General features: G+C 41.5%; 19 protein-coding genes and 1 riboswitch. Of the genes, 12 read left to right on the forward strand and 7 right to left on the reverse strand.

Features of this window, described 5'->3' with window-relative positions; translation table 11 throughout:
* Nucleotides 1-267 precede the first annotated feature (267 nt).
* The 4 genes from HG263_RS13045 (at nucleotide 268) to HG263_RS13060 (ending at nucleotide 6,203) form a co-directional block, all read left to right on the forward strand.
* Nucleotides 268-465 carry a hypothetical protein gene (locus HG263_RS13045; protein WP_171626525.1) on the forward strand — a complete coding sequence of 66 codons (198 nt, stop codon included), beginning with the start codon at nucleotides 268-270 and terminating at the stop codon, nucleotides 463-465.
* 156 nt (nucleotides 466-621) lie between these two features.
* Complete coding sequence (locus HG263_RS13050) at nucleotides 622-1,974, forward strand: S41 family peptidase (protein WP_171626526.1); 1,353 nt, start codon at nucleotides 622-624, stop codon at nucleotides 1,972-1,974.
* 279 nt (nucleotides 1,975-2,253) lie between these two features.
* Nucleotides 2,254-4,527: a catalase/peroxidase HPI gene (katG, locus tag HG263_RS13055; RefSeq protein ID WP_171626527.1), complete on the forward strand. Its 2,274-nt coding sequence runs from the start codon at nucleotides 2,254-2,256 to the stop codon at nucleotides 4,525-4,527.
* Nucleotides 4,528-4,706: 179 nt separating this feature from the next.
* Nucleotides 4,707-6,203: a calcium-binding protein gene (locus HG263_RS13060; RefSeq protein ID WP_171626528.1), complete on the forward strand. Its 1,497-nt coding sequence runs from the start codon at nucleotides 4,707-4,709 to the stop codon at nucleotides 6,201-6,203.
* A 168-nt stretch (nucleotides 6,204-6,371) separates the two neighbouring features.
* Here HG263_RS13060 and HG263_RS13065 read toward each other — a convergent pair whose 3' ends face one another.
* Together HG263_RS13065 and HG263_RS13070 are read right to left on the reverse strand one after the other, a co-directional pair.
* Nucleotides 6,372-7,220, reverse strand: a complete 849-nt coding sequence (locus HG263_RS13065) for a carboxylate/amino acid/amine transporter (RefSeq protein WP_171626529.1) — start codon at nucleotides 7,218-7,220, stop codon at nucleotides 6,372-6,374.
* Nucleotides 7,221-7,313: 93 nt separating this feature from the next.
* A complete protein-coding gene (locus tag HG263_RS13070; RefSeq protein WP_171626530.1) occupies nucleotides 7,314-7,631 on the reverse strand; it encodes a hypothetical protein in 318 nt (105 codons plus the stop codon).
* A 572-nt stretch (nucleotides 7,632-8,203) separates the two neighbouring features.
* Nucleotides 8,204-8,291: riboswitch (cyclic di-GMP riboswitch) on the forward strand.
* A 71-nt stretch (nucleotides 8,292-8,362) separates the two neighbouring features.
* On the opposite strand from HG263_RS13070, the gene HG263_RS13075 reads away from it, so the two are divergent.
* Nucleotides 8,363-10,456, forward strand: a complete 2,094-nt coding sequence (locus tag HG263_RS13075; RefSeq protein ID WP_171626531.1) for a zinc-dependent metalloprotease family protein — start codon at nucleotides 8,363-8,365, stop codon at nucleotides 10,454-10,456.
* A 70-nt stretch (nucleotides 10,457-10,526) separates the two neighbouring features.
* Here the strand turns inward: HG263_RS13075 and HG263_RS13080 are convergent, their stop codons facing one another.
* Nucleotides 10,527-11,132, reverse strand: a complete 606-nt coding sequence (locus HG263_RS13080) for a LysE family transporter (RefSeq protein WP_171626532.1) — start codon at nucleotides 11,130-11,132, stop codon at nucleotides 10,527-10,529.
* Between the two features lie 111 nt (nucleotides 11,133-11,243).
* Between HG263_RS13080 and HG263_RS13085 the strand changes: the two genes are divergently transcribed.
* Nucleotides 11,244-12,122: a LysR family transcriptional regulator gene (locus HG263_RS13085; RefSeq protein WP_171626533.1), complete on the forward strand. Its 879-nt coding sequence runs from the start codon at nucleotides 11,244-11,246 to the stop codon at nucleotides 12,120-12,122.
* Between the two features lie 162 nt (nucleotides 12,123-12,284).
* Nucleotides 12,285-13,073, forward strand: a complete 789-nt coding sequence (locus HG263_RS13090) for a hypothetical protein (protein ID WP_171626534.1) — start codon at nucleotides 12,285-12,287, stop codon at nucleotides 13,071-13,073.
* 67 nt (nucleotides 13,074-13,140) lie between these two features.
* On the opposite strand, the gene HG263_RS13095 is transcribed toward HG263_RS13090, so the two are convergent.
* The 4 genes from HG263_RS13095 to HG263_RS13110 all read right to left on the reverse strand — a co-directional run bounded on the left by HG263_RS13095 (nucleotide 13,141) and on the right by HG263_RS13110 (nucleotide 15,293).
* Nucleotides 13,141-13,389, reverse strand: a complete 249-nt coding sequence (locus HG263_RS13095; protein ID WP_171626535.1) for a DUF3297 family protein — start codon at nucleotides 13,387-13,389, stop codon at nucleotides 13,141-13,143.
* Between the two features lie 482 nt (nucleotides 13,390-13,871).
* Entirely contained in the window at nucleotides 13,872-14,120 is a 249-nt protein-coding gene (locus HG263_RS13100) for a hypothetical protein (RefSeq protein WP_171626536.1), read from the reverse strand.
* Between the two features lie 380 nt (nucleotides 14,121-14,500).
* On the reverse strand, nucleotides 14,501-14,968 hold the full coding sequence (locus tag HG263_RS13105) for a GNAT family N-acetyltransferase (RefSeq protein WP_171626537.1): 468 nt from the start codon (nucleotides 14,966-14,968) through the stop codon (nucleotides 14,501-14,503).
* A gap of 52 nt (nucleotides 14,969-15,020) precedes the next feature.
* Complete coding sequence (locus tag HG263_RS13110) at nucleotides 15,021-15,293, reverse strand: hypothetical protein (RefSeq protein ID WP_246239963.1); 273 nt, start codon at nucleotides 15,291-15,293, stop codon at nucleotides 15,021-15,023.
* A 329-nt stretch (nucleotides 15,294-15,622) separates the two neighbouring features.
* Between HG263_RS13110 and HG263_RS13115 the strand changes: the two genes are divergently transcribed.
* The 5 genes from HG263_RS13115 to HG263_RS13135 all read left to right on the forward strand — a co-directional run bounded on the left by HG263_RS13115 (nucleotide 15,623) and on the right by HG263_RS13135 (nucleotide 22,241).
* Nucleotides 15,623-16,315 carry a fimbrial biogenesis chaperone gene (locus HG263_RS13115; RefSeq protein WP_171626538.1) on the forward strand — a complete coding sequence of 231 codons (693 nt, stop codon included), beginning with the start codon at nucleotides 15,623-15,625 and terminating at the stop codon, nucleotides 16,313-16,315.
* Nucleotides 16,316-16,439: 124 nt separating this feature from the next.
* A complete protein-coding gene (locus tag HG263_RS13120; RefSeq protein WP_343043990.1) occupies nucleotides 16,440-18,782 on the forward strand; it encodes a fimbria/pilus outer membrane usher protein in 2,343 nt (780 codons plus the stop codon).
* Nucleotides 18,779-19,639, forward strand: a complete 861-nt coding sequence (locus HG263_RS13125; protein WP_171626540.1) for a hypothetical protein — start codon at nucleotides 18,779-18,781, stop codon at nucleotides 19,637-19,639. Before HG263_RS13120 ends, HG263_RS13125 begins: the two co-directional genes overlap by 4 nt.
* Before the next feature lie 160 nt (nucleotides 19,640-19,799).
* Nucleotides 19,800-20,300, forward strand: coding sequence for a hypothetical protein (locus HG263_RS13130; RefSeq protein ID WP_171626541.1), 501 nt, complete (start codon nucleotides 19,800-19,802; stop codon nucleotides 20,298-20,300).
* A 606-nt stretch (nucleotides 20,301-20,906) separates the two neighbouring features.
* The gene (locus tag HG263_RS13135) at nucleotides 20,907-22,241 is read left to right on the forward strand and encodes a fibrinogen-like YCDxxxxGGGW domain-containing protein (RefSeq protein WP_171626542.1); all 1,335 of its coding nucleotides are present in this window, start codon (nucleotides 20,907-20,909) and stop codon (nucleotides 22,239-22,241) included.
* The last annotated feature ends 95 nt before the right edge of the window (nucleotides 22,242-22,336 follow it).

The raw sequence follows: 22,336 nt of genomic DNA on the forward strand, positions 1-22,336 counted from the left end.
TTTCTTGGTCGAAAATTGGAAGGTATTCGAAATATACATTGCTCTTATCTCCATTGTTTACGGGACCATCCCCTGCAATAAAGTATGTAACGAAATCCTTTCTTTGATATGGTCTGCTGGCAAAAGTTCAAGTTAAATATTTGAATTTTTTTACCGAAAATATATAAATAAAAGCAATACCTTATGTGTAAATAAAGTTCGAAATTAAAAACTAAAAACAGCGGCGACGCTAAAAAAAGCTGATTAAACAGATAAAATTAATAGCCCATGATGGAAACAAAAACAGACATTAATATTGGTGCACTGGCAAAACTCAAGCTGATCATTTTAGATGATGGCAATATACCAAAAATGGTAGCACGCGTTGCCAAACAACTTGTATATAAATATCGCTGCGAAGTGAGCATAGGCAGCCTGCTTTCAAGCTCACATATTGCGGTTAACCTCGGTGTTGCACACAGTTAAACTCCTTTATCTGAGTTTTTCATTTTATAAAAGAGCCATTAAAGTCGGTATTTTTAGTCAATTAGTTAGCCACCTGTAAATTATCGCAGTTACGTTATTTTAAACCTTTTGCCACTGTGGCGCGTCTTAATGAATAAAACAAACAAGGAAAACTTAATGCGCCCTCTAATTAGCGGCTTACGCTTAATATTTGCAAGCATCGTCATGCTTATCTTTGCCACTAACGCTGCGGCATCTGGCGCTTCTGTAAAACCATTTCAGCATCACCTCTCTGTTGCTCAGGCTTTGGAAGATATTGACCAATGGTTTAACTGGTTACATCAAACCCATCCAGATTTGTCTCATAGTGTCAAAAATGTCGATGAATTTTATGACACTGTTGCACAAATCAAAGCGTCCATAAATGCTCCCCTAAACGCAATGCAGTTATGGCAAAAAATGGCACCACTCAATTCAATGCTCGCCGACGGCCACCTAAAAGTAGGACATGGTTCCTCCTCTCAATGGCGTCAGTGGATAAGTGAAGGCGTCGCATTTTTTCCCTTTGAAGTAAAAATATTAGACGGTCACATGATTGTTAACTGTGATTTGGCAGAGCAAAACAGTCAGTACAAGGGAGCTAAGATAGTCTCAGTGAATGGTAAAAGTGCCACCGTTATTTTAAACAAACTTCTCACCAACACCCATGGTGATACTTTAGCGTTTCGTGAAAACGTTTTACAGAGCCAGTTTAATCGACTGTTTTATATGACCTTTGGTTCTCAAGAAACATTTTCTATAGAACTAGAACACAATAATAAAATTCATAACATAACCGTTAAAGCAAAATCCGCCATTCCTAGCAGTCTTGCTCAACAATCATTTGCAGATGCTTTTAACATTAGCTACAGCAATACAACGGCTTTACTTACTGTAAATACATTCGCGTGGGATGATTTCAAACAGTTTCTTACTTATATGGATAACACCTTTAGCGCAATCAAAGATAACAAAGTGAATCATTTAATCATCGACATTCGTAATAATGGTGGTGGTAATGATGACATGTGGATGGCCGGTATTTTGCGCTACATTGCTGATAAACCTTACAGACATTTTTCAACTTATCGTTCAAAAATACTGTTGAAATATCGAGATCCAGGGCAAATAGTTGGCGATATAGAACAAGGTGAAAATACTCGTTTAATTCAACCAGAGCCCGAACTGTCTAATTTTTACCACGGTAAAACCTCATTGCTAATTGGAACGGGCACTTATTCATCAGCTATCGTATTTGCCAACACCGTCCAAGGTTATGATTTTGCGAAACTTATCGGATCACCAACAGGTGGGCGCAGCACCCAAAGTGGTGGCATTCAGTTTATGACATTGAACCATAGTCAGTTGCAAATGATTTCACCTCGCTTTTTGCTCACTCGCCCCAGTGGCATTGCGCAAATGACGCCTGTACAACCAGAATTAACCTTATCACACGCGGGTATTCCTGCGTCACTCAAAAACAACCTGTAGTTGCGTCTTCGGCAGCAGATGCACAGCGTTTATGCTTTGTATCTGCTGCTTTGTCATAAAAAACGGTAACTTAACATCAAGTTTTCCGATGAAAGCAATCGCTTTTATTCGCTAACAATAATTAAACACTCTCCTATACTCTTTCCAACTGCTTAACATGGACGAGCAAGCACGAGCTCGTCTGAACCATTGCACTGTGAATTATTACTATTCAGGGTGCCCTAATTTTATTTCTCTCCAACCATGCGCTGGAGAAGATGCCTGAAAAAGGAAACGACGATGACAAAGCGACTATTCGGTAAGCGTACTTTAGCAAGTACCATTAGCCTATTACTTATCTCTAGTTCTGCATTTGCACATAACCACGAACACGCTCAGATCAGTAAACCCAAAGGGGCTATCGGTAGTGGAAAGGCTCATTTTGGGGATGCCAAACCCAATAGCTTCTGGTGGCCGGAGCAACTAAACTTAGCCCCTCTTAGAGATCATGACTCGCGCTCCAACCCTTATGGTGCAGAATTTAATTACGCCAAGGCGTTCAATACGCTTAATTTAGATAAAGTAAAACAAGATATCGATGCATTACTGACCCAATCGCAAGATTGGTGGCCTGCTGACTACGGCAACTATGGCCCTTTTTTCATTCGTATGACTTGGCACAGTGCTGGCACCTATCGAACCCTTGATGGTCGCGGTGGTGCAGACGGTGGACAGCAACGTTTTGACCCACTCAATAGCTGGCCTGATAACGGTAATTTAGACAAAGCGCGTCGTTTACTTTGGCCTGTAAAGAAAAAATATGGCGAAGCATTGTCATGGGCAGATTTAATGGTACTAGCGGGTAATGTTGCATTAGAAAACATGGGCTTTAAGACTTATGGCTTTGCAGGTGGTCGTGCCGACGATTGGGAACCTGATATGGTCTACTGGGGACCCGAAGTTGAAATGCTAGCAAGCGATCGAGAAGATAAAAATGGTAAACTGCAACGCCCATTAGGTGCCACTCATATGGGCCTTATATATGTAAACCCAGAAGGTCCCAAAGGAAAACCTGACCCGTTAGGCTCAGCTAAAAACATTCGTGTCGCTTTTTCGCGTATGGCCATGAATGATGAAGAAACACTCGCCTTAATAGCAGGTGGCCACACCTTTGGTAAAATGCATGGCGCGCACAAACCATCCGACTGTGTTGGCAAAGAGCCAGGCGCAGCGCCGGTTGAAGAACAAGGCTTTGGCTGGAAAAATAAATGTGGTAAAGGTCACTCTGAAGATACCGTCACGAGTGGTTTAGAAGGCGCTTGGACACAAGCTCCCACCCAATGGACCTCTTTATATTTAAGTAACCTACTAAACTTTGAATGGCAACAAACAAGAAGCCCTGCAGGTGCTATTCAATGGATCCCCACCGATGAATCACTCAAAAATGCCGTACCTGATGCCCATGTTGACGGTAAGTTCCATGCTCCTGTGATGACGACAGCTGATCTGGCACTCAAATACGACCCTGAATATCGCAAAATTGCCGAACGTTTTTTAGCTAACCCTGAAGAGTATCGCTTAGCATTTGCCAAAGCATGGTACAAATTGACCCACAGAGATATGGGTCCTGCGCGCAACTTTTTAGGCAAAGAAGTCCCCGCTGAAACGCTAATATGGCAAGACCCTATCGACGAGAAAACAGCTTCTAAAGTCGATAGCGACGATATCAACACCCTCAAAAAACGAATTTTAAACTCTGATCTAACGGTGTCAGAATTAGTTCGCGTAGCTTGGGGAGCCGCAGCAAGTTATCGTGGCTCAGATATGCGTGGAGGCGTAAATGGTGCGCGTATTGCGCTCGCTCCACAAAAAGATTGGGCCATCAATAACCCTGAAGAAACCGCTAAAGTACTCAGCACTTTGAGCAAAATTCAGCAAGACTTCAATAGCGGCTTTTTTAACAACAGTCATATTTCTTTAGCCGACTTGATTGTTTTAAGTGCCAGTGCAGCAATCGAAAAAGCGGCGGCGGATGCTGGCTACTCGGTGTCGGTACCATTTGTACCGGGGCGCGGTGATGCTACGCAGCAGCAAACTGATGTCAACGCGTTTAGTCTACTTGAGCTTCATGCCGATGCATTTAGAAACTACTTTGATGTTCAAAACAGCTATAAGTCACCTGCCGAGATGTTGGTAGATAAAGCTGACTTACTTGATTTGAGTGTACCAGAAATGACAGTACTGATTGGCGGTATGCGTGTACTCGATGCCAATTATAAAGGAGTAAAGCATGGTGTGTTCACTGACAACCCTGGCACACTCAACAATGACTTTTTTGTAAACTTGCTTGATATGTCAACATTTTGGAGAAAGTCGTCAGAAGACGGTGTATACCAAGGTTTTGACCGCAAAACGGGTGAACCAAAATGGACGGCAACCTCTGTAGATTTAATTTTTGGTTCGAACTCAGAGCTGCGTGCAGTTGCACAAGTGTATGCTTTTGATACATCAAAACAAAAGTTTGTTGATGATTTTGTAAAAGCATGGACTAAAGTGATGAACTTAGACAGATAAACCTTAGTCTTTGGAGCGTATGGGACAAAGGTCCAATACGCTCCTTTTAGCTGTATTTCACTCAATTTTTTTTAATTGTTCTTTTCATACTCCACATTTCTTGCAATTTTCACCTTTATGTTAGCGCCATAAAAATTTGCGGTACCCAACAATCAAAAAATGATTTTAAGGATCAAACAATGGCGTTTAAATTAAACTCTCTATGTCTTGCCCTGTCACTTGGCGCATCTAATTATGTTATGGCATCGTGTGGCGGTATTGGCGATGGCGCATCGGCCTATATCAGTGGCACCACATTACTCATCAAAGGCTCAAGTGCCAGTGAAACGTTCACATTAACAAGTTCTGGTGATGATTTAACGGTTACCCGAAAACAAGGAAACAGTTCAAGCTGCGATTTATTTCAGCTTAGCCAACTTAGCAATATCAAAGCCACTTTAGGTAACGGCAATGATAACTATGACGGTAGCCAAGTGTCATTAACGCAACAGATCTATGGTGATGCAGGTAATGACAACATTAACTCTGGAAGCAAAAACGACCTATTGTATGGTGGGGCGGGTGATGACACCCTGTCAGGTCAAGGCGGTAATGACCAGCTACATGGCGAAAGTGGCAAAGATATACTCAGCGGTGGCAATGGGGATGACATTCTCAAAGGCGGCGATGATCACGATAAACTCTTTGGCGATGGTAACAATGACACGCTATTCGGTGAAAACGGTGGCGATCTCCTGATGGGTGGCCAAGGCACCGACATACTCTTTGGTGGTAATGACAACGATTATTTGGGCGGTGGGTGTCGTTTATCTAATGCGGGTAACAGTTACATTTACCAGCTAAGCAGTTGCAACAGCAACAATGATGGGGGCGATACTTTATATGGTGGTAATGGCCACGATGTACTCAGCGGCGGCGAAGGGAATGACAAACTATACGGCGAAGACGGCAATGATTACCTTACCGGCAACGGTGGCCGAGAGGACAGGCTTTATGGGGGTGACGGTGATGATGCGCTACTAGAAGCAGGTGACGCCAGCGTAAATAGCATCAAGTGGCACAAAGCTTGGGGCAATGGTGGTGACGATCTCATGTTTGTTTATGGCGAAGATTCTGATCAAGAAGGCGGCAGCGGTAACGATGTTATCATTACCTCCTCCACTCAATATGATGCCAAAATAGATGGTGGTAAAAACGGCGACTATATCTGGAGCGCCGACTCAGCGCCACAAGGCACCTGCGGTAAAGGGGACGACAAAGGCATGGTGTTTTTAAACAGTTGTGAAAATGTTACATGGGTTAAAGATTACCAAGGTTTGCTTTCAAAAGTAGATAAAAAAAGCAACTACGATAACCCCTATTATGATGCCGCAAATAGTGTTGTTGAGCTTTCAAGCCCACATAATGGCTATGATAAAGGCTGGCGTAGTTTTGGCTCTCGTCCATATGCGTTGTTTGACATCGTATCAAGCGTCGTTTTTAACCGCTGGTTAGACGATCAGACAACAACGCCATATTCATATCATGAGTGGAAAGTGACCATCCACATTGGCTCTGGAATTTATGGCACTTACACTAACTGTATGGAAGATAACTTTTCCTATAAATGTAAGTACCTTATTCAGCAAAACCAGATTTGCTACGATAAATCAGGTGATACTGTTGACTGTGGCTAGATTCTAAGCTGTGGATAAAAGATAGAATAACGAACAACTTTAAAAAGAAGCATTCATTTTTGCTTCATCTAGCCTACCAATTTTAAGAACAACAAGGCGGGTTTATGCACCCATAGCGAGCTATGATTGCGTAAATTCGCCTTTGTTGTGAATCAAGCAAAGTCATCGCTAAGGTCGAGGTTTAAGTTGTTGATTTAGCCACAACGCTAGCATGATGATTAAACCGCCAATACTAAGTCGAAAAATATCTGCATCGCGGTTCCAAATAACCACATTCACGACAATACCAGCAGGAATGAGCATATTATTCATCACCGCCAAAGAGCCCACATCAACGTAAGTTGCGCCTTTATTCCATGCAAAATAGCCAAATCCTGAAGCAATAATACCTAAGTACACTAATATCCCCCACTGTGTCCCCGTTGTAGGCAAACGTTCAGTGTTGCCAAACAGTACAAAGCAAATTAGCGCAACAACCAAAGCACCAATGAAAAACCAACCAAATACGCTATGTTGATTAAGTAAGTTATCTCGCATCAAGCGCTTATAGGCCACCTGCCCTGTCGCAAAACATAAGTTAGCGCCTTGTACTAGCAACATGCCGAAAATGAATTGACCATCAACGCCTTCATAACGAATTGTAATAGCACCTACTACCGCCACAAGTGCAGCGGCAAAAAATTTACCGTTAACATGCCTATTCAGCAAATCGTTTAGTAAAGTGATATACAACGGCGTCATTACTGTAAACAGCAAAACCTCTGGCACACTCAAATATAAAAATGAGTGATAATAAAAGCCATACATTGCCCCCAACTGAATGGCACCAATGAGCATAAGTTTACCTACTAATCGCGTATTATTATCAGGTATTTTAAGAAAGGGTAAAAATACACATACGGCTAAAGCAATACGTGTGAGCACACTAAACCAAGGATCAACTTGGCCTGCCAAGTAAACACCTATTAAACTAAATGAAAATGCCCACACAAGGGTAGTGATACAAAGATAAAACATACACAGCTGAATCAAGTAACAAAAGCGCTATGCTACACAATCAATACAGAGGGAGCTAGCGCAGCGTTATGGTTTATCTAATGTTAGTGTCAATCAGGGGTTTTTAAGTAAATGATATAAGGTGTCCAAACGCTTGTTTACTCGATGGCTTTCATAGTAAGTGCCAAACGCCACCAAAAATATCAAAAACAATAATAAGTAAGAAATTGGCTGAGCTAAGATCTGTGGAAAAAGAGTAATGATCCCTAACAATATGAATATGCCAAAAATCGCACGAAAAAACTGCGCTGTACCACTGGGTCTTAACTTTTCAAATTCATGCTCTAAGCGCTGAATTTTACTACTTTGCATAAGTGCAATATGCTTGTCTATATCATCCGTGTTCATTCTCTTTCCTTCTGCTATTAACATCACTGTTCCTAGAGCCCAAGCTCACAGAGACGCGAATTATACACGTTCCTATTTGTGGTTCTAGTGTAATTACATTAACTTTTTATGTTCAAAAATTTATCCTTACAATGTCACTTTACGTACTGAGCGATTCAACTAATGCGAGTTGTTGGGTGATAGGATTAATATCAAAGCTCAAACGAAACCGACTTTGTCCAATTGAGAAACACTCAGACTCACTGTGATCAGCCTCAATACGAACATGACATATCTGCGATTGTTCCCCTGTGACTGAGTAAAATATAGCTGACTATTTCTTGCCTGCCAGCGATGTGGACTAGCTTATTGTAGTTTTGCGATAACTTGCTGTTTGATCCACCCTAGCTGCTCATCATAAGCGAATAGCCAAGCTCGCATGTTAGTATTGACGGGCTTAGGTCTAACGACACATACGCCACTGCCAAGCCATTTAGACTATATACCCCTAGCTCTTATGCACCTTCTCGTTGGTAATATTACCCAAAATAAACACCTGACAATCATTTGTTTTATTTTTCGCAATTATTTGTTAGAGTTTTGTTGTCGGCTAAATTCGACGCTATGGGCAAACCATTCGAAAGGATGGGGCGCAAAGTCACCGGTCTAAGGGGCATAAAGCCCTATGATAGCGGGATTGCTAGCGCAGCCAAGCTATTGTGCTGCCTATCTTTCCGTTCCAAATGACCAAGTTGTTTATATTTGGAGCAAAATACATGAAGTTATTAACAAAAGGCAAACTAGCCATCTTGTATGGTTGTATTAGTTTTGCTTTCAGTTCTGCGGCTCACGCCGCACCTAATGTTGCAACAAAGGCAGCACTGCCAACTCAAGCAATTGAATACTTACCAGAGAGTAAACTCAAAACAAGTCTTAAGAACCTTCCTCCACATGCACAACAAAAAGTACTCGTGCAACTACAAACGTTGGGGATCCCTGCCCTTGATATGTTACTGATGGAGGCGGATAACAGTGGTGAACTGTTTTACATAGAAGAAGGCCTCACAGAGCAAGCCGTTATCAGTGATGAGCAATACACTTTACCTGTGGTTGACGTATTCAAATTACACAGTAATCCAAGCGCAGCTAATACCGTATTCTTAGATTTTGATGGTGGACAAATCAGCGGTAAAGCATGGAGCGGCGGCGCAAGCTACAGCGCGATTCCTTATGATTTAGATGGCGACCCAACTACTTTTAATGATACCGAGCGAGCACGGATCCATGAAATTTGGAATCGTATGGCAGATGACTTTGCCGCGTTTGATATCGATGTGACCACTGAAGCCCCTAGTGAATTCAACGAACACACTGGCTGGGTTTTATTTACCAAAGATGTAGACACCTCTGGTGGGGCTATGCCGCATCAAGGAGCTGGAGGTGTCGCATATGTAAACGTTTGGGGCCGCAGCAACTACACGTACTATCAACCTGCATTTGTGTACTACAACCGACTAGGCAACGGTTTTGCACCGTATATGGCAGAGGCGGGATCTCACGAACTTGGTCACAACCTTGGCTTAAGCCATGATGGCACTTCAACACAAAGTTATTACACAGGTCTAGGCAGTGATAGCGAACCAAGTAGCTGGGCACCTATTATGGGAGTTGGTTACTACAAAAATGTCACTCAGTGGAGCAAAGGCGAATATCCAGATGCTAGCCAGACTCAAGATGATATTGCCATTATCAACGATAAGCTTGGCGGTTCAGCGGATACACATGGACAAGCGACAACTCCTGTCGCGCTATACGTGGATAGCACTGGACACTTTTCAACAACCAATCGAGAAATTGACCCTGACAGTATCATTGGAGAAAACAAAGGTAGCATTCAAGTCGGTGATAGCGACTGGTTTCAATTTAGCGCAGGCGCTGGTCCCGCAGAGTTTTACGCCACACCAGCCTGGGATGCTTTCACACGCAGCACCAGACGAGGCGCCAATTTAGACATTGGCATGAGGTTATATGACAGCACAGGCGCGCTTATTGCCACCAGCAATAGTAACAATGAAACCAGTGCTAGCATTTTAATCGACCTTGCAGAGGGAGTTCACACCATTGAAGTATTTGGCGCAGCAGGGCCTTATGCCAGTGACTATGCAAGCCAAGGGCACTTTTACTTGCAAGGTAATATTGTTCCCTCAACACCCGATACAACACCACCAGATCCTAGCCCTATGGGCTTTGCTCAAGTACCAACTGCATTGAATGATACTGAAATTACAATGCAATCCGTTGTGGCAACAGATGACAGTGGCACCATGGTTAGCTACTTATTCAGTTGTACTCAAAACTCAACTCAATGTGCGAGCAGCGGATGGCAAAACGATGTTAATTACACAGCTGGCGGTCTAGCGCCTCAAACTGAATATTGCTTTAGCGTTCAAGCTAAAGACACCAGCAGTAATACTACGCTTGCTTCTCAAAGTGTCTGTGCAACAACTCTCGCTACTCAGCCAAAAGCTGAGCCACCTGCCACACCAAGTAACTTAATCGCTGTTGACGGACAAAACGGTACAGCCTTGTTAAGCTGGCAAGATAACAGCACCAATGAGCTGACATTTGAAGTACAAAGAGAGTCTCAACATAAAAATGGCCGTTGGCAGGCAAGTCAAACTGTTGCGCTATTGGGTGTTGATAGTATTGACTACATTGACAACAGTGGTACTGGTGCTTTCCGCTATCGAGTACGCACAAACAATGAAGTTGCCAGCTCCGAATGGACAAGTTGGGTCACTGTAAGTGTTACCGACACCAATAGCGGCGGCCCAGATAAACCTTGCAAAGGTAAAAAATGTAACAATTGATCTGACATATCTCCCTTAGATATAACCAAAACAAAAGCAGCCAATGGCTGCTTTTTTTAGCAATAGCAACTTAAGCAAGAACACTTAAAAGCTGTTGAGTAACTAGGTATAAGGCAATTAAAATCAAACAGCCTCCCATCATGACATTAAAGAACTTTAGTCGTTGTGGGTCATTTAAAAAGCAGCTGAGCTTATCGCCAAATACCGCCCAAGCGGCGATAGACAGGTAACAAACAACAAAATAGATAGATACAAACTGTAACAGCTGTTGATGAGACTGTGACAAATTAAATGCAGAGATCCCAGCGATACAAGCTCCCCAAGCTTTAGGGTTCAACCATTGCAATAAAAATCCCTGTGTAAAACGAGGCTGCAACCCGTTCACTATTTTTAACTGGGAACGACTCATCATTAATTGATAACCCATATAAAAAATAAATGCGCTACCAAATACCCCTAAAACGTTTAACAAAGTACTATATTGAGCTATCAGCTGGTAGAAACTCAAGCCCAGTAAATACAGCAGCAAAGTAAACCCTATGGTCGCCCCTGACACAAATGGCATCGCCTTTTTGGTGCCTTGATTGGCTCCCGCAGCGAGCGCTATTAAGTTCACTGGACCCGGCGAAATAGACATAGATAAGGCAAACAAGCCCATAGCAAATATAACTGACACACCATACTCCTATCACTAACATTAGATATAGTATGCTGCTGGACTTTAATTAAACTAGATAGCACAATTAGAAATCACTATTCTAAAAACCTTAACTATTAAGCTATGGCTATGATAGATGAATTGAGAGCACTGGCTATTTTTGCCGAAACCGTCAAGCAAGGCTCATTTCGAGCAGCGGCTCAGTCGCTGCAGCTCTCTCCTTCTGTGGTCAGCTATCAAGTAAGTGGCATAGAAAAACGCTTAGGTGTGGCACTTTTGTATCGCTCAACCAGAAGGCTGTCTCTCACTCACGAAGGCGAAAAGCTCTATCAGCATGCACAAGCTATGTTAGCTGCGGCACAAACTGGTTTGAGCGAAATTAATCAAAATCACCAACAGCTTAAAGGTAAGCTGACCATTAGCTTGCCAACTGCATTAATAAAGGCGCCCATCACACGGTATTTGGCGCAATTTAGTAAGCAGTTTCCCAAAGTGACGCTTAATGTTCAGTACAAAGATGAACGCAGTGATCTTATTTGTGAAGGGATAGACTTAGCCGTGCGCGCGGGCGATATGCCTAGTAGCAACCTAAAGTCACGACGCTTGGGCGAGATAAAACGCCTTATGGTATGTTCAAGCGCTTACTTTGAGGCAAAAGCCGCTCCAAAACATATTCACGATCTTGCAGATTGGAATTGGATAAGCCTCGCCATGCTGCCTCATAGCCGCAATGTATTTAACGAACGAGGTGAAACTCTCCAGATTAGGTACCAAAGCAATATTACCGTCAATAGCATCGAGGCCATGACAGAGCTATGTATGCTAGGGCTTGGTGTGGCAACACCACCGGATTACCTAGTAAAAGGCTATATTGAACAGCAAAAAATGGTGCAGCTATTTCCAAAGTGGCAAGTAGAAGATATTCCGTTATATGCCGTATGGCCAAATAATGTGCCACAACGGGGGTTGGTTAAGAGCCTGCTTCAGTTCCTATCTCCGCTTCCCTAAAAAGCGACACCACTTATCGATATCCGTCTGCGCAGTCTAAAATAGCTTTAACAACCCCTCTGGCCCGTTTATAGTTACTTAAAGTGTTGTAGTTTTTAATCAGTTAGAAAAATAACACTTATGTTTAGTTATTCTTAAATGAAAAGAGTACAAAGGAAAAATATGAAAAATCTCTTCTTATCTGTCGCGGTTATCAGCAGTTTACCCACATTCGCTCTCGCATTGGATAACAATTGTAAAATTAAACAACGTTATGCAGTTGCAGGCTATGATCTAGCCGAAGGTGATGTATTAGAACTAAAAGTAGGTGATAGAACACTGACTAGAACGATAAATGCCACAACCAAAGGAAAAGATGTATGGCCAAACTATATGGGCTGGCAATTTAACAATAACATTCACGCTGAAGTCGGTGGGTTTGGAACGCTGGACGATTTAGCTAAGTCTGGACGTTACATCGCAAGAGCTGGCGAAAACATTATTGATATTTTTAAGACCGACACACCTGTGTCTTTATATGTTAACGGTGTCGATCAAAGTAGCCAACTTATTCTTCAAGCACTACCAGATGGCAACTATTCGGGCGAGTTAGACATTCCTCATTTTTATGCTGGTACAGAAAGACATACTATATTCTTTGTGAGTAACCACTCTGATGTCGATGTGAATGTCACCATGGAGTTGTTTGATAGTAATGGTAATAAGTTCGCGGGCGCTCACGTACCTCGGTTAAAATTTAATGGGACAAACGATCCTGTCAAAGGCACTGCACTGTTACCTGCGAATTCTCAAGGCGATGTTTATTTACCTACAGCAGGTACTCAAATTCCTGGATTTGGCAAGATAAAGTGGACGTCTAACACATGTGTTGATAAACCACTTTCTTTAACTACGCAATATACTTGGACTACTAGTAAAGCGATGTCTCACGTAGATTTAGGTAAGTTTTAATTAACCTCTATAAAACCAAAATGGGGGAATCTCTTCCCCCATCATTAATACTTATTGTGCTACAAAATTAACGATAGAATACTTCTACAGTTCCTTTTGTTTTCAATAATAATGGCTGGCCGCGACGGTCCAAAGCTTTTGGCGACGCTACTTTTATCCAACCTTCACTAATGCAGTACTCTTCTACATCGTTGCGCTCTTTACCATTAATGCGCACGCCAATCTCGTGTTGCAACACTTCTTCGTTGTAATAGCGGCTACGAGGATTAATAGAAAGCTGATCTGGAATATCTGGTCTTGAAGTAGTATCTGTCATTGTCTTTGTTCTTCAAAAAATAAATTTGCGCTATTGTAGGCAATACTTGCAACTGGCTCAACACAAAATGTGTTCAAGGCTAGAGGTGCAATGAGAAGTATCTATTTTCACTTTGAAAACGGTACCATTAGTTAGTTTGAACTTCATTTGTCAATTACTTCTGGATTAAAAGGCAGAAGGTTGTATGCGTAACCAAAGTTGTCAGTAACAACGGATGGTAGAATTTCGTTCAAATATAACCTAGCACCTTTCTTCCTAAATAATGCTATTTAACCTCAGCTGCGGATAAGAGTTTTGATGGCTCACAATGGAGACGTTGTAACCTTTTCAATATCCAATGATGATATTTCGCTCAATATCAAGGCATTTTCGCGAAGTAATAGCGTGCTATTACAAGTGAAAATAACGAGGAGAGTGTGCGAAATAGCTTTATTGGGCAAATTCGCTTACGTGCAGCTGAGGTTATTTACTTTAGCCATTGATTAATGTGCTTTTTTAACGCCCTTTTGCACCATATCTTTACCATTATCGAACACTTCTTGAGTTACCCAGCGTCCCAATAACAGCTGATGTTTATCATCAAGCACCGCAACGAAAGGACGACCATCGCTATTATTGGTGGCCAATGCAACACCTGCTGCATTTTCCAATCCAAGTCCGCCGTTTTCAACTGCACGTAAAAAAGACTCAAGCCCCTCTAGCGTATCGATTACATCGTTATCGTTGATCATAGTTGCATTACTCTTTCAATTCTAAAAACACTAAGGATACCAGTGTTCGTATTATGGTTAAAACCCTTGTTAAGTACTTAAGCGAACGACCGGCGCAACTTTGACTGCACTGCCACATTTAAAATACACCTCCAACCTACAAGTAAACTTCACTCTTCAGCTGCAATACCACCCAAAGGCTTAATTTATAAATTTCAATTAGTTAAAAGTTATATTTATACAAATCACAATTGCGTTAATTATTTAAAATTAAAAGCCATCAACATTCATAAGCTCTTATGGGAGCTATACTCACATTAATAAGAAAACTAGCGGTTAGTATTCGCTGAGTTTTAATAGAATTTAACCTTTTTAAATTAAATAGTTGCAGAGCCTCTTCTTTAGAGATTTTCTAATACCATAGGAATATCTAACACGCCTTGTCGATTTCTAACCCCTTCAAGACGCTTAAAACCAAAACGAAGATACACATCTTCCGCATTAATTGCCGAATTAACCGTAAAACGTCCTGTATTACCATTATTGAGTGCCTGTTGTTTAACGCACTCCCACAACCTGCGTGACAAACCGAGTCCTTGATAATCATCACTCACAAACAGATGGTATAAATGACAATTGTCTTTTATACCTGCGACCCCCACTATTTCATTGTTCTCAGTTGTGGCAACCATATATAAATAATTGCTGGATAAATACGATGTAACACGTTGCACTGACATAGAGCTACGTAAGATATCACCTGCTGAATCCTCACAAGTTGGGCACACATATTTTTCAGTAAGCGTGGTGATCAACTGGCTAATTGCTGCAGCATCACTCACTGCTGCCTTTCTTATACCTATTGTCATTTCCCTTTATTAGCTCTCCTTAATCAGACTCAAAAAAGTGTAACCTAAACAACTAATATTGTAATAGCACAATGTCACTTTCGTAATTATTGATACGATTAAAAATGACTTTTGAGCCATCAAAACTTGCTACAACTTGCAGCTCAGAAACACCTGAATAAAGATGCAAACCAATGGGTTGGATGAGCTGAATGTTATCTTCTTTGCTTAAGTGGCGATACAAAAGCAATTGATGGCATTTTTGCAGTACCAAGTAAATGCCGTCTCGATAGACTGCTGGTTGATATAACGATAACGATACCCGCGAATCGTCAACCTTTGGCAACTTGCTTGCCACCGCGCAATATCAAAATAATAATGAAATAAAGTAACAGACAACACTGTTAAGATCTGAACGCCATTAGGCAATGAGCGTTTAACTATATAAACAAGCCGACTATAGAAATACCAAGCACACAAAATCTCAACTTAGAAACCATCATAGCTAAAGAAGCGCAGTGTGCTGTCAATTCAGCTAAAATTATCCTGTAAAGTGAGGCTTGCTCCTACAATATGGCCAATATTTCATAAACCACACAAATTACGCTTGTATTAACAAATAGTCACGGTATCGTATAGCAAAAATGTAAGTCACGCCTGTTAGTTGGAGTTCAGATGCGTAAATTGTTATTACTACTGTGCTTGTCGCTTCCTGCAATGGCCTATCAAGTTCAACCTATGATTGTCGACCTTGCGTCACATGGTAAAGACTCGTTAGTTACCTATCGTTTGCAAAATCCAGGAAACAGCGCATTACCTATTGAAATAGAAGTATTTAAACGCACATTTGACGACAATCAAAAAGAAGTTTTAGTGAGCGCTGAAGAAGACTTTATTGTTCTCCCCCCACAAATCGAAGTGCCAGCCAATGGTTATCAGGTTTTTCGTGCCAAATATTTAGGTGCCCCCGAGCTTGAAGAAACTCACTCATACCGCATCGTTTTTAAGCAACTGCCATTACCTGAAGATGAGCAAAAATCTGGCGTTAAAATGGTATTTAACTTTGCAACGCTAGTATTTGTTAGCCCCAATGGAGTAAAGGCGTCACAAAAAAGCGACCTAAATTGTACAAAGTTAGACGACTGCAAGTTAACCATTTCTAATCAAGGCAAACGCGTATTAGACCTGTCGCAATTTGAATACCTTTTTCACCAAGGCAACACCATCGTGAACTGGGCTCAATTCCAGTCTGTTACATCTGGCCGCTTTATTATGCCAGGCCACTCAATGAGCGTAGATTTAAAGACACTATTAGCCGACAAGCCAACCAAAACGGCAACTTTAGTTAACCTTCTTGATAAAAAGTAATTACTAATCGATGTTAACAATGGGCTTTAACACTCGCCCTGCATTATTGCAGTGTGTCTTTTTTACGCTTCTTTTTGTATGGAATAGGCCAGCATTTGCCGCTGTTTATCACATGGACTTTCCCGTGCGGCTAAATACTGCCGAAATAGGGCTAGTTTCTGCCGCTGTTGATGGCTTTGATTTAAAATCGATTTCAGCTTTAGAAGTGAAAAATAATTTACACGGTGTTTTAAGTAACAAGGTGCTCGCATGGCTGGCAACGAAAGGTGACGAAGACATCACCATCGAACAGTTCAAAGCTCACGGCATATCACTCACCTTACAGCCACAAGACTTAACCATAGAAATGTCACTGGCAGAGTCAGCAATGGCTACCGACAGCTTAGCCTATGGTAAAAATAGGCATTTTGAGCGCCCTCAAGGTGAAGCCCAGTGGGCAATACTAAATAACCTCAATCTCAACCATGAGCGAAGTGACAACAATCGCACCGAGCACACTCAGCTCGAATGGCTGATGAATGCCAACATAGGTGGCGCAAGCGGACTAAACATCCGTAGCTCCGCATTTTGGGAAAACGGTGATAATCAAAACAATCATTTTTATCGCGGCGATACCTTTGCATTTTATGATAGACCAGACTTACCCATGCGCTTTACCATAGGTGATACGCAAATCACTAGCACAGGACACTTATCTAGTACTCAACTTGCAGGACTGGGTATAGAAAAAGCCTACTCCAAGTTGCAGCCACAAAGAAGGATCACACCGAGTAATAGTCAGCAGTTTGTTTTAACTCGTGCAGCAACCTTGGAAGTGTTTATTAATGAGTTTTTAATTTCGAGACTAAAATTGCGAGCTGGTCGCTATGACTTAAGCGACTTGCCACTCACCTCGGGGGTTAACAATATTCACGTTGTGGCCAGATATGCAAACGGAGAAACACAAAACTTTCACTTTACTACACACTACAACGCAAGATTATTGGCAACAGGGTTAAGTGACTACTCGCTAAAAGTAGGTTATGTGTCATCACTAGATAACGGCCGCTATCACTATGATGACGAGATCTTAGTATCTGGAAACTATGAATATGGCATCAATGATAAGCTCACGTTGGGTTTAAACGGTGTAGTTCATCCTCAAGGACACGTGTTCGGCTCGATAGCAACTTTGGGCAGTCCACTTGGTAATATATCCTTGCGTTATTCACAAAGTGAAATGAACGAGCAAACAGGTGAGGCATTTTCAATAGAAACAGAGCACAGTATTTTTGGTCATGGTAATTATGGCTCACCAAACTTGCGCTTAGGCTACGAGTTAAAACACAACTTTACCAACACGCCTTGGCAAACCGTGAATACCATTACTGATAACACCAGAGCATTTTTTGATTACAGCTATATCATCGACGATTATAGCGACTTTAACTTCAATGCCACTCGTACAGTTAATAACGACAATTGGGCCAGTGAAAATGCTTCAGCAAGTTTTAATTTCCGCTATGAGGGCATGCGCTTAAAAGTCGGCTTTAATCATAACTCAAGCGATGATCCTCGCATGATATCTGAAAACAAGTTTGTACTGAATTTCACATGGAACGGCTATGATAGAGACGCGCATACCCGTACCAGAGCACAATATAACAGCGCAACCAAAGTGGCCAGCGCCAGCTACGCTAAAACCAACAATAATTTCCTCAATGACTATGGTTATGAACTGCGAGCTGAAAAAGGCAGTAACTACAGGCAAGAGCAGGTGAGAGCCAGCTACACAGGCGCGTTTTTCAGAGCCGACGTGAATGCAACTAACTATACCCGCGATAACGTCAGTGCCGACAGCAGTGCGGGCATAAACCTATCAACGAGTATCGGTGTGGCTGATGGCCACTTAGGTATGGGGGCCACCACAACCGCTCCTTTTGCTGTGATCACTAAACATAAAACACTAAAGAACGCTGATGTATTGGTTAACGTTGACCGACTTGGTCGAGCGCAAACTAAACCCAATAGCGCGATTGGTGCATTAATAAACCTTGGCTCAGGTTACACTAATACACAGTTTAATATTGATGTACCTGAAGCCCCACTGGGTTATGACTGGGGTCCGGGTATGTATCTTATTACTGGCGGAGCAAACACGGGCCACCATATTCAGGTGGGTTCTGATTTATCCTATACCGTGATAGGGACTTTAATTGATGCTCAAGGCACAGCTATTGCAATGCAACGTGGCTACGTAATAAAACGACGTAATAATGACGATAGTGATGCACAAACACTTCGCCGACCATTTTTCACTAACCGTGCAGGCCGCTTTGTTGTGGAAGGAATAAGTGTGGGTGAGTACATAATCGAGTTAAATGATGCAAAAGGCACGTTTAGTATTGCAGATGTTGAAAATAGATTTATTCGAATTGGAACCATTAAACTTGAGCAAATGCAGTTCAACGGAGGCTTGCAAGAATGAAATTAAGGATCTTTATACTGCTTGTTCTAAGCTATTGGATTGCCACGCCAACCGCATTTGCCAAACGCTGTACTGGCAACTTAACCGCAACTTCTAGTTCTTCTGAAGTCATAGAAGAGTATGGTAATCAGGTATCGGTGTATCTCCCTTTAAAGATACAGGTGTCTGATGCCTTACTTGACTGTGCAGATGAAATTTGGGTAGAAGATATATATTACTATTCACTCGTATTTTCAGGCCCGACTGAATATAAGTATGCAAATTTACTGGATGCCCAATTTAATCACATGTGGGCAAGCAATGGGATCTGGCGCACGCCTTTATATAATCACACTACACAAATGTGGATACGATTAAAGCACTATAGTTTGTTTCCTGCAGGCGCTTACTATGGCGGCGTCAAAGTCTCTATCGTGCGCCGTAACCGCGTGATCAAAGAGCAATATTTAAATATTACTTATAATTCTCAACCGCAAGTTGCAATCACACTCGATAGCACAAGCCAAGGAAAAGTCTCAGGCAGCAGTGGCAACTATCAAATTGATTTAGGCGAACTCAGGACGAATATGCGCTTTTATTGGGGCATAAAGATTCTTAGTAATAGTTCTTACGATATTGTTTTAGACTCAGAATACAATGGCTTACGTCACGAAACTGACACAAGCTCCTTGATCGACTATACCCTCGGTTTTGATAACGTCAAAATTTCGTCGTCCGAGCGTCTAATACGCAGTTATAACTTTTATCCCGGCGTCAGAAATAAGTGGTTTGGCTTTGAATTCATATTAGGGAATACCGAGATGATGCCAGCAGGTGTTTATAGAGATCATTTATCGCTAACCGTATACCCCAGGTAACAACCTAATATATAAGAATTATTTATTTAAAAAAGAAAAAACAAGCAAATAAAAACGTAAAAAAATAAATTTTTGGCATGCTCCGTGCTTAAGTATAGCAAACAGGTAAAAACCTAATTATTGACATATATAAATGCTGTACTTTTTCAGGGGAAACACCATGAATACATTACTTAAATCTCTTTTTGTTGCGTCTGCTATCACATCACTATCAGCAGCGGCTGCCGTTACGACTTCAAGTAGCAACCAAGCGAGCTTCTCATTTGAAGGTACCATTGCGCCACTTTGTAAAACGAGCAGTGGCTCAAACAGCGTAACAGGCTTAAAACTTGACGCATCACAAGAAACGCAAACGATTGGTACTTTAGATGTTTGGTGTAACACAGGCGAAAACGCAACAACTGAATATACTTCAGCAAACGGCGGCTTTTTAAAAGCAGATAACGCTCAGGGTAGCAAAATTGCATATACCTTAGATATCGGTGATACAACAGGCATCGATTTGCAAACAGGTTCTTATAAGCATGCATCAACATTGGCAGGCACAGGTGTTGACGGTGATACACAAGCAACAGCTTTAAAAATTACCCCTAAATCAAATGGCTTAAATGATGCAGGTACTTACTCTGATACAATTACAGTAACAGTAAGTCCTAACTAATAATAATGTGGTAACCATGAGAGGCATTACAGTCTCTCATACCCTCAAGTAAAGCAAACCAGTCGGGTTCGCATATCTGCCATCCGACTCTCCACATAACCTTACTTCACATTGACTCTACCTCGTTGTTAGTCAGCTTGAGCTCGTACTTTAACGCAGATAATAGAGCATTTAACCATTTATAGAAGCATCGCTACCCTGATTAATTTTATGTTTGTATGAGTGCTTTTAAATAGAAACTGCTTTTAAAGCGATATTGCTTACAATCCAATAATGGCATTTAGTGCTACATCAAACACCTTTACGCACCAATAGTTAGGCTATTACAAGTAAAAGCAATACTAAAGGAAGATAAATTTGCTTATCCAACCAGGGGTTGCTTAATAAAGCATTAGTGCAGTTATAAAAGTATTATCAGATATAAACCTCGCCAGCATCTTTTTACTAGATGCTTCATGCATTTAGATAGGTAATTTCCATTTAACAGACAGGGATCAAGGAATTGTTAATAACGGCAACTTGTCGCAAAAAAATAATATATTATGAAGTCTTCTTAATGTACCTTATCAAGGGATACTGTTAAACCTCATAGTAAAAAAGGAAATTATGATGCTAAAAAACACTTTATACCTATCTATAATTGCTTGCTCTAGTGCATTCGCAGCAAATGAGTACGTTGAGCTGAACGTCAATGATGCATGGACTCCACTGAACCATACTCAAGGTAATTTTGTATTTGCCAGTGCAGCAACCGACGCCGAAATTGATGCTGGTGTAGTCGCATTAAAAAATACAGCTGGTACAGTTGAAATTGCATTTAAAGAATGGCCATATCTAGATGGAGCTCATGCGGATGAAAAAGTGAGCATTCTATCATTACCATCAGGTAGACAAGTTTTAGCTGATGGTACTATTCTCGAAGTTGGCTCTTTTGAAATAGGCAATGGTGAAACACAAATTAGCTTCGCTGAAAAATTCGAGCACACCCCGCATATTTTCCTTACAGGTCAATCATACAACAACACTGAAGCATACACAGCCCGTATCCACGGCGTGTCTCAGCATGGCTTTACCGCGTTAAAACAAGGCCAAGAAAAAACGGTTAATGCCGCTTTAAAAGAAACGGTTGCTTACCTTGCCATCTATGCGCCCAATAACTCGGGTACAATCAATGGTTACAACTTCCAGTTAGATCAGATTAAACTGGACCATAGCAGCAGTGCAAATGCACCATATGGCTTGTACCTACAAGAAGATCAATCTAAAGACAGCGAAGTTGCTCATATTATTGAACACGTAAACATTCTTAACTTTGGTAAACGCGTATTTGCTCAAGATATAACCGCATTTGGACGCGATCCTATTGTTCCAAGAATGCGCAATGATTTTGCCCAAGAGCCAACTGGAAAATCATGTGCAGAAATCAAAACCTTATACCCTCTTGCACCAAGTGATTACTACTCAATTACTCCATCTGGTTCTAAGACCATAAAAGCTTTCTGTGATATGGAAAAGGAAAGCGGCGGTTGGACTTTATTTGCTTCTCACAATACGAGTGCAACCCCAACCGAAGCTGACGTGGTTAGCCCAGACACATTGTCTGTCATGACCGACGCAAATTGGCAAGCACTAAGAGATACCATGGAATACGGTATGATGGTCGTTGATAGTACGGGTAAAGTGGGTATTATTGAAAAAGACGCTTTACTCAATGGCAGTTGTATTCCACTAAACCAAACTGAGTCAATCGCATACAACACAGCTCCATATGGCAGAATTTGGCACACAGAAAGATCTGGATGCGGTGGCTCCGGTGGTGACTACAGTGAAATTATTATCAATAAAGGTTGGTCTCACGCTTATAACTTCACTGGCGCATTCAGTAAATGGCAATTCAGTGGCGGTTATACCGCTGGCATTGTGGCCTACTACATAAAATAACAAGGTTATTTAAAGGGCCAAGAAACATATTAATAAAAAATAGCACACCGCTATTTTTTATTAAGGGCCCTGCTATATAACACCACTCATTTAAG

The sequence above is a fragment of the Pseudoalteromonas caenipelagi genome (assembly GCF_013140855.1).
In the GTDB taxonomy this organism is placed as follows: domain Bacteria; phylum Pseudomonadota; class Gammaproteobacteria; order Enterobacterales; family Alteromonadaceae; genus Pseudoalteromonas; species Pseudoalteromonas caenipelagi.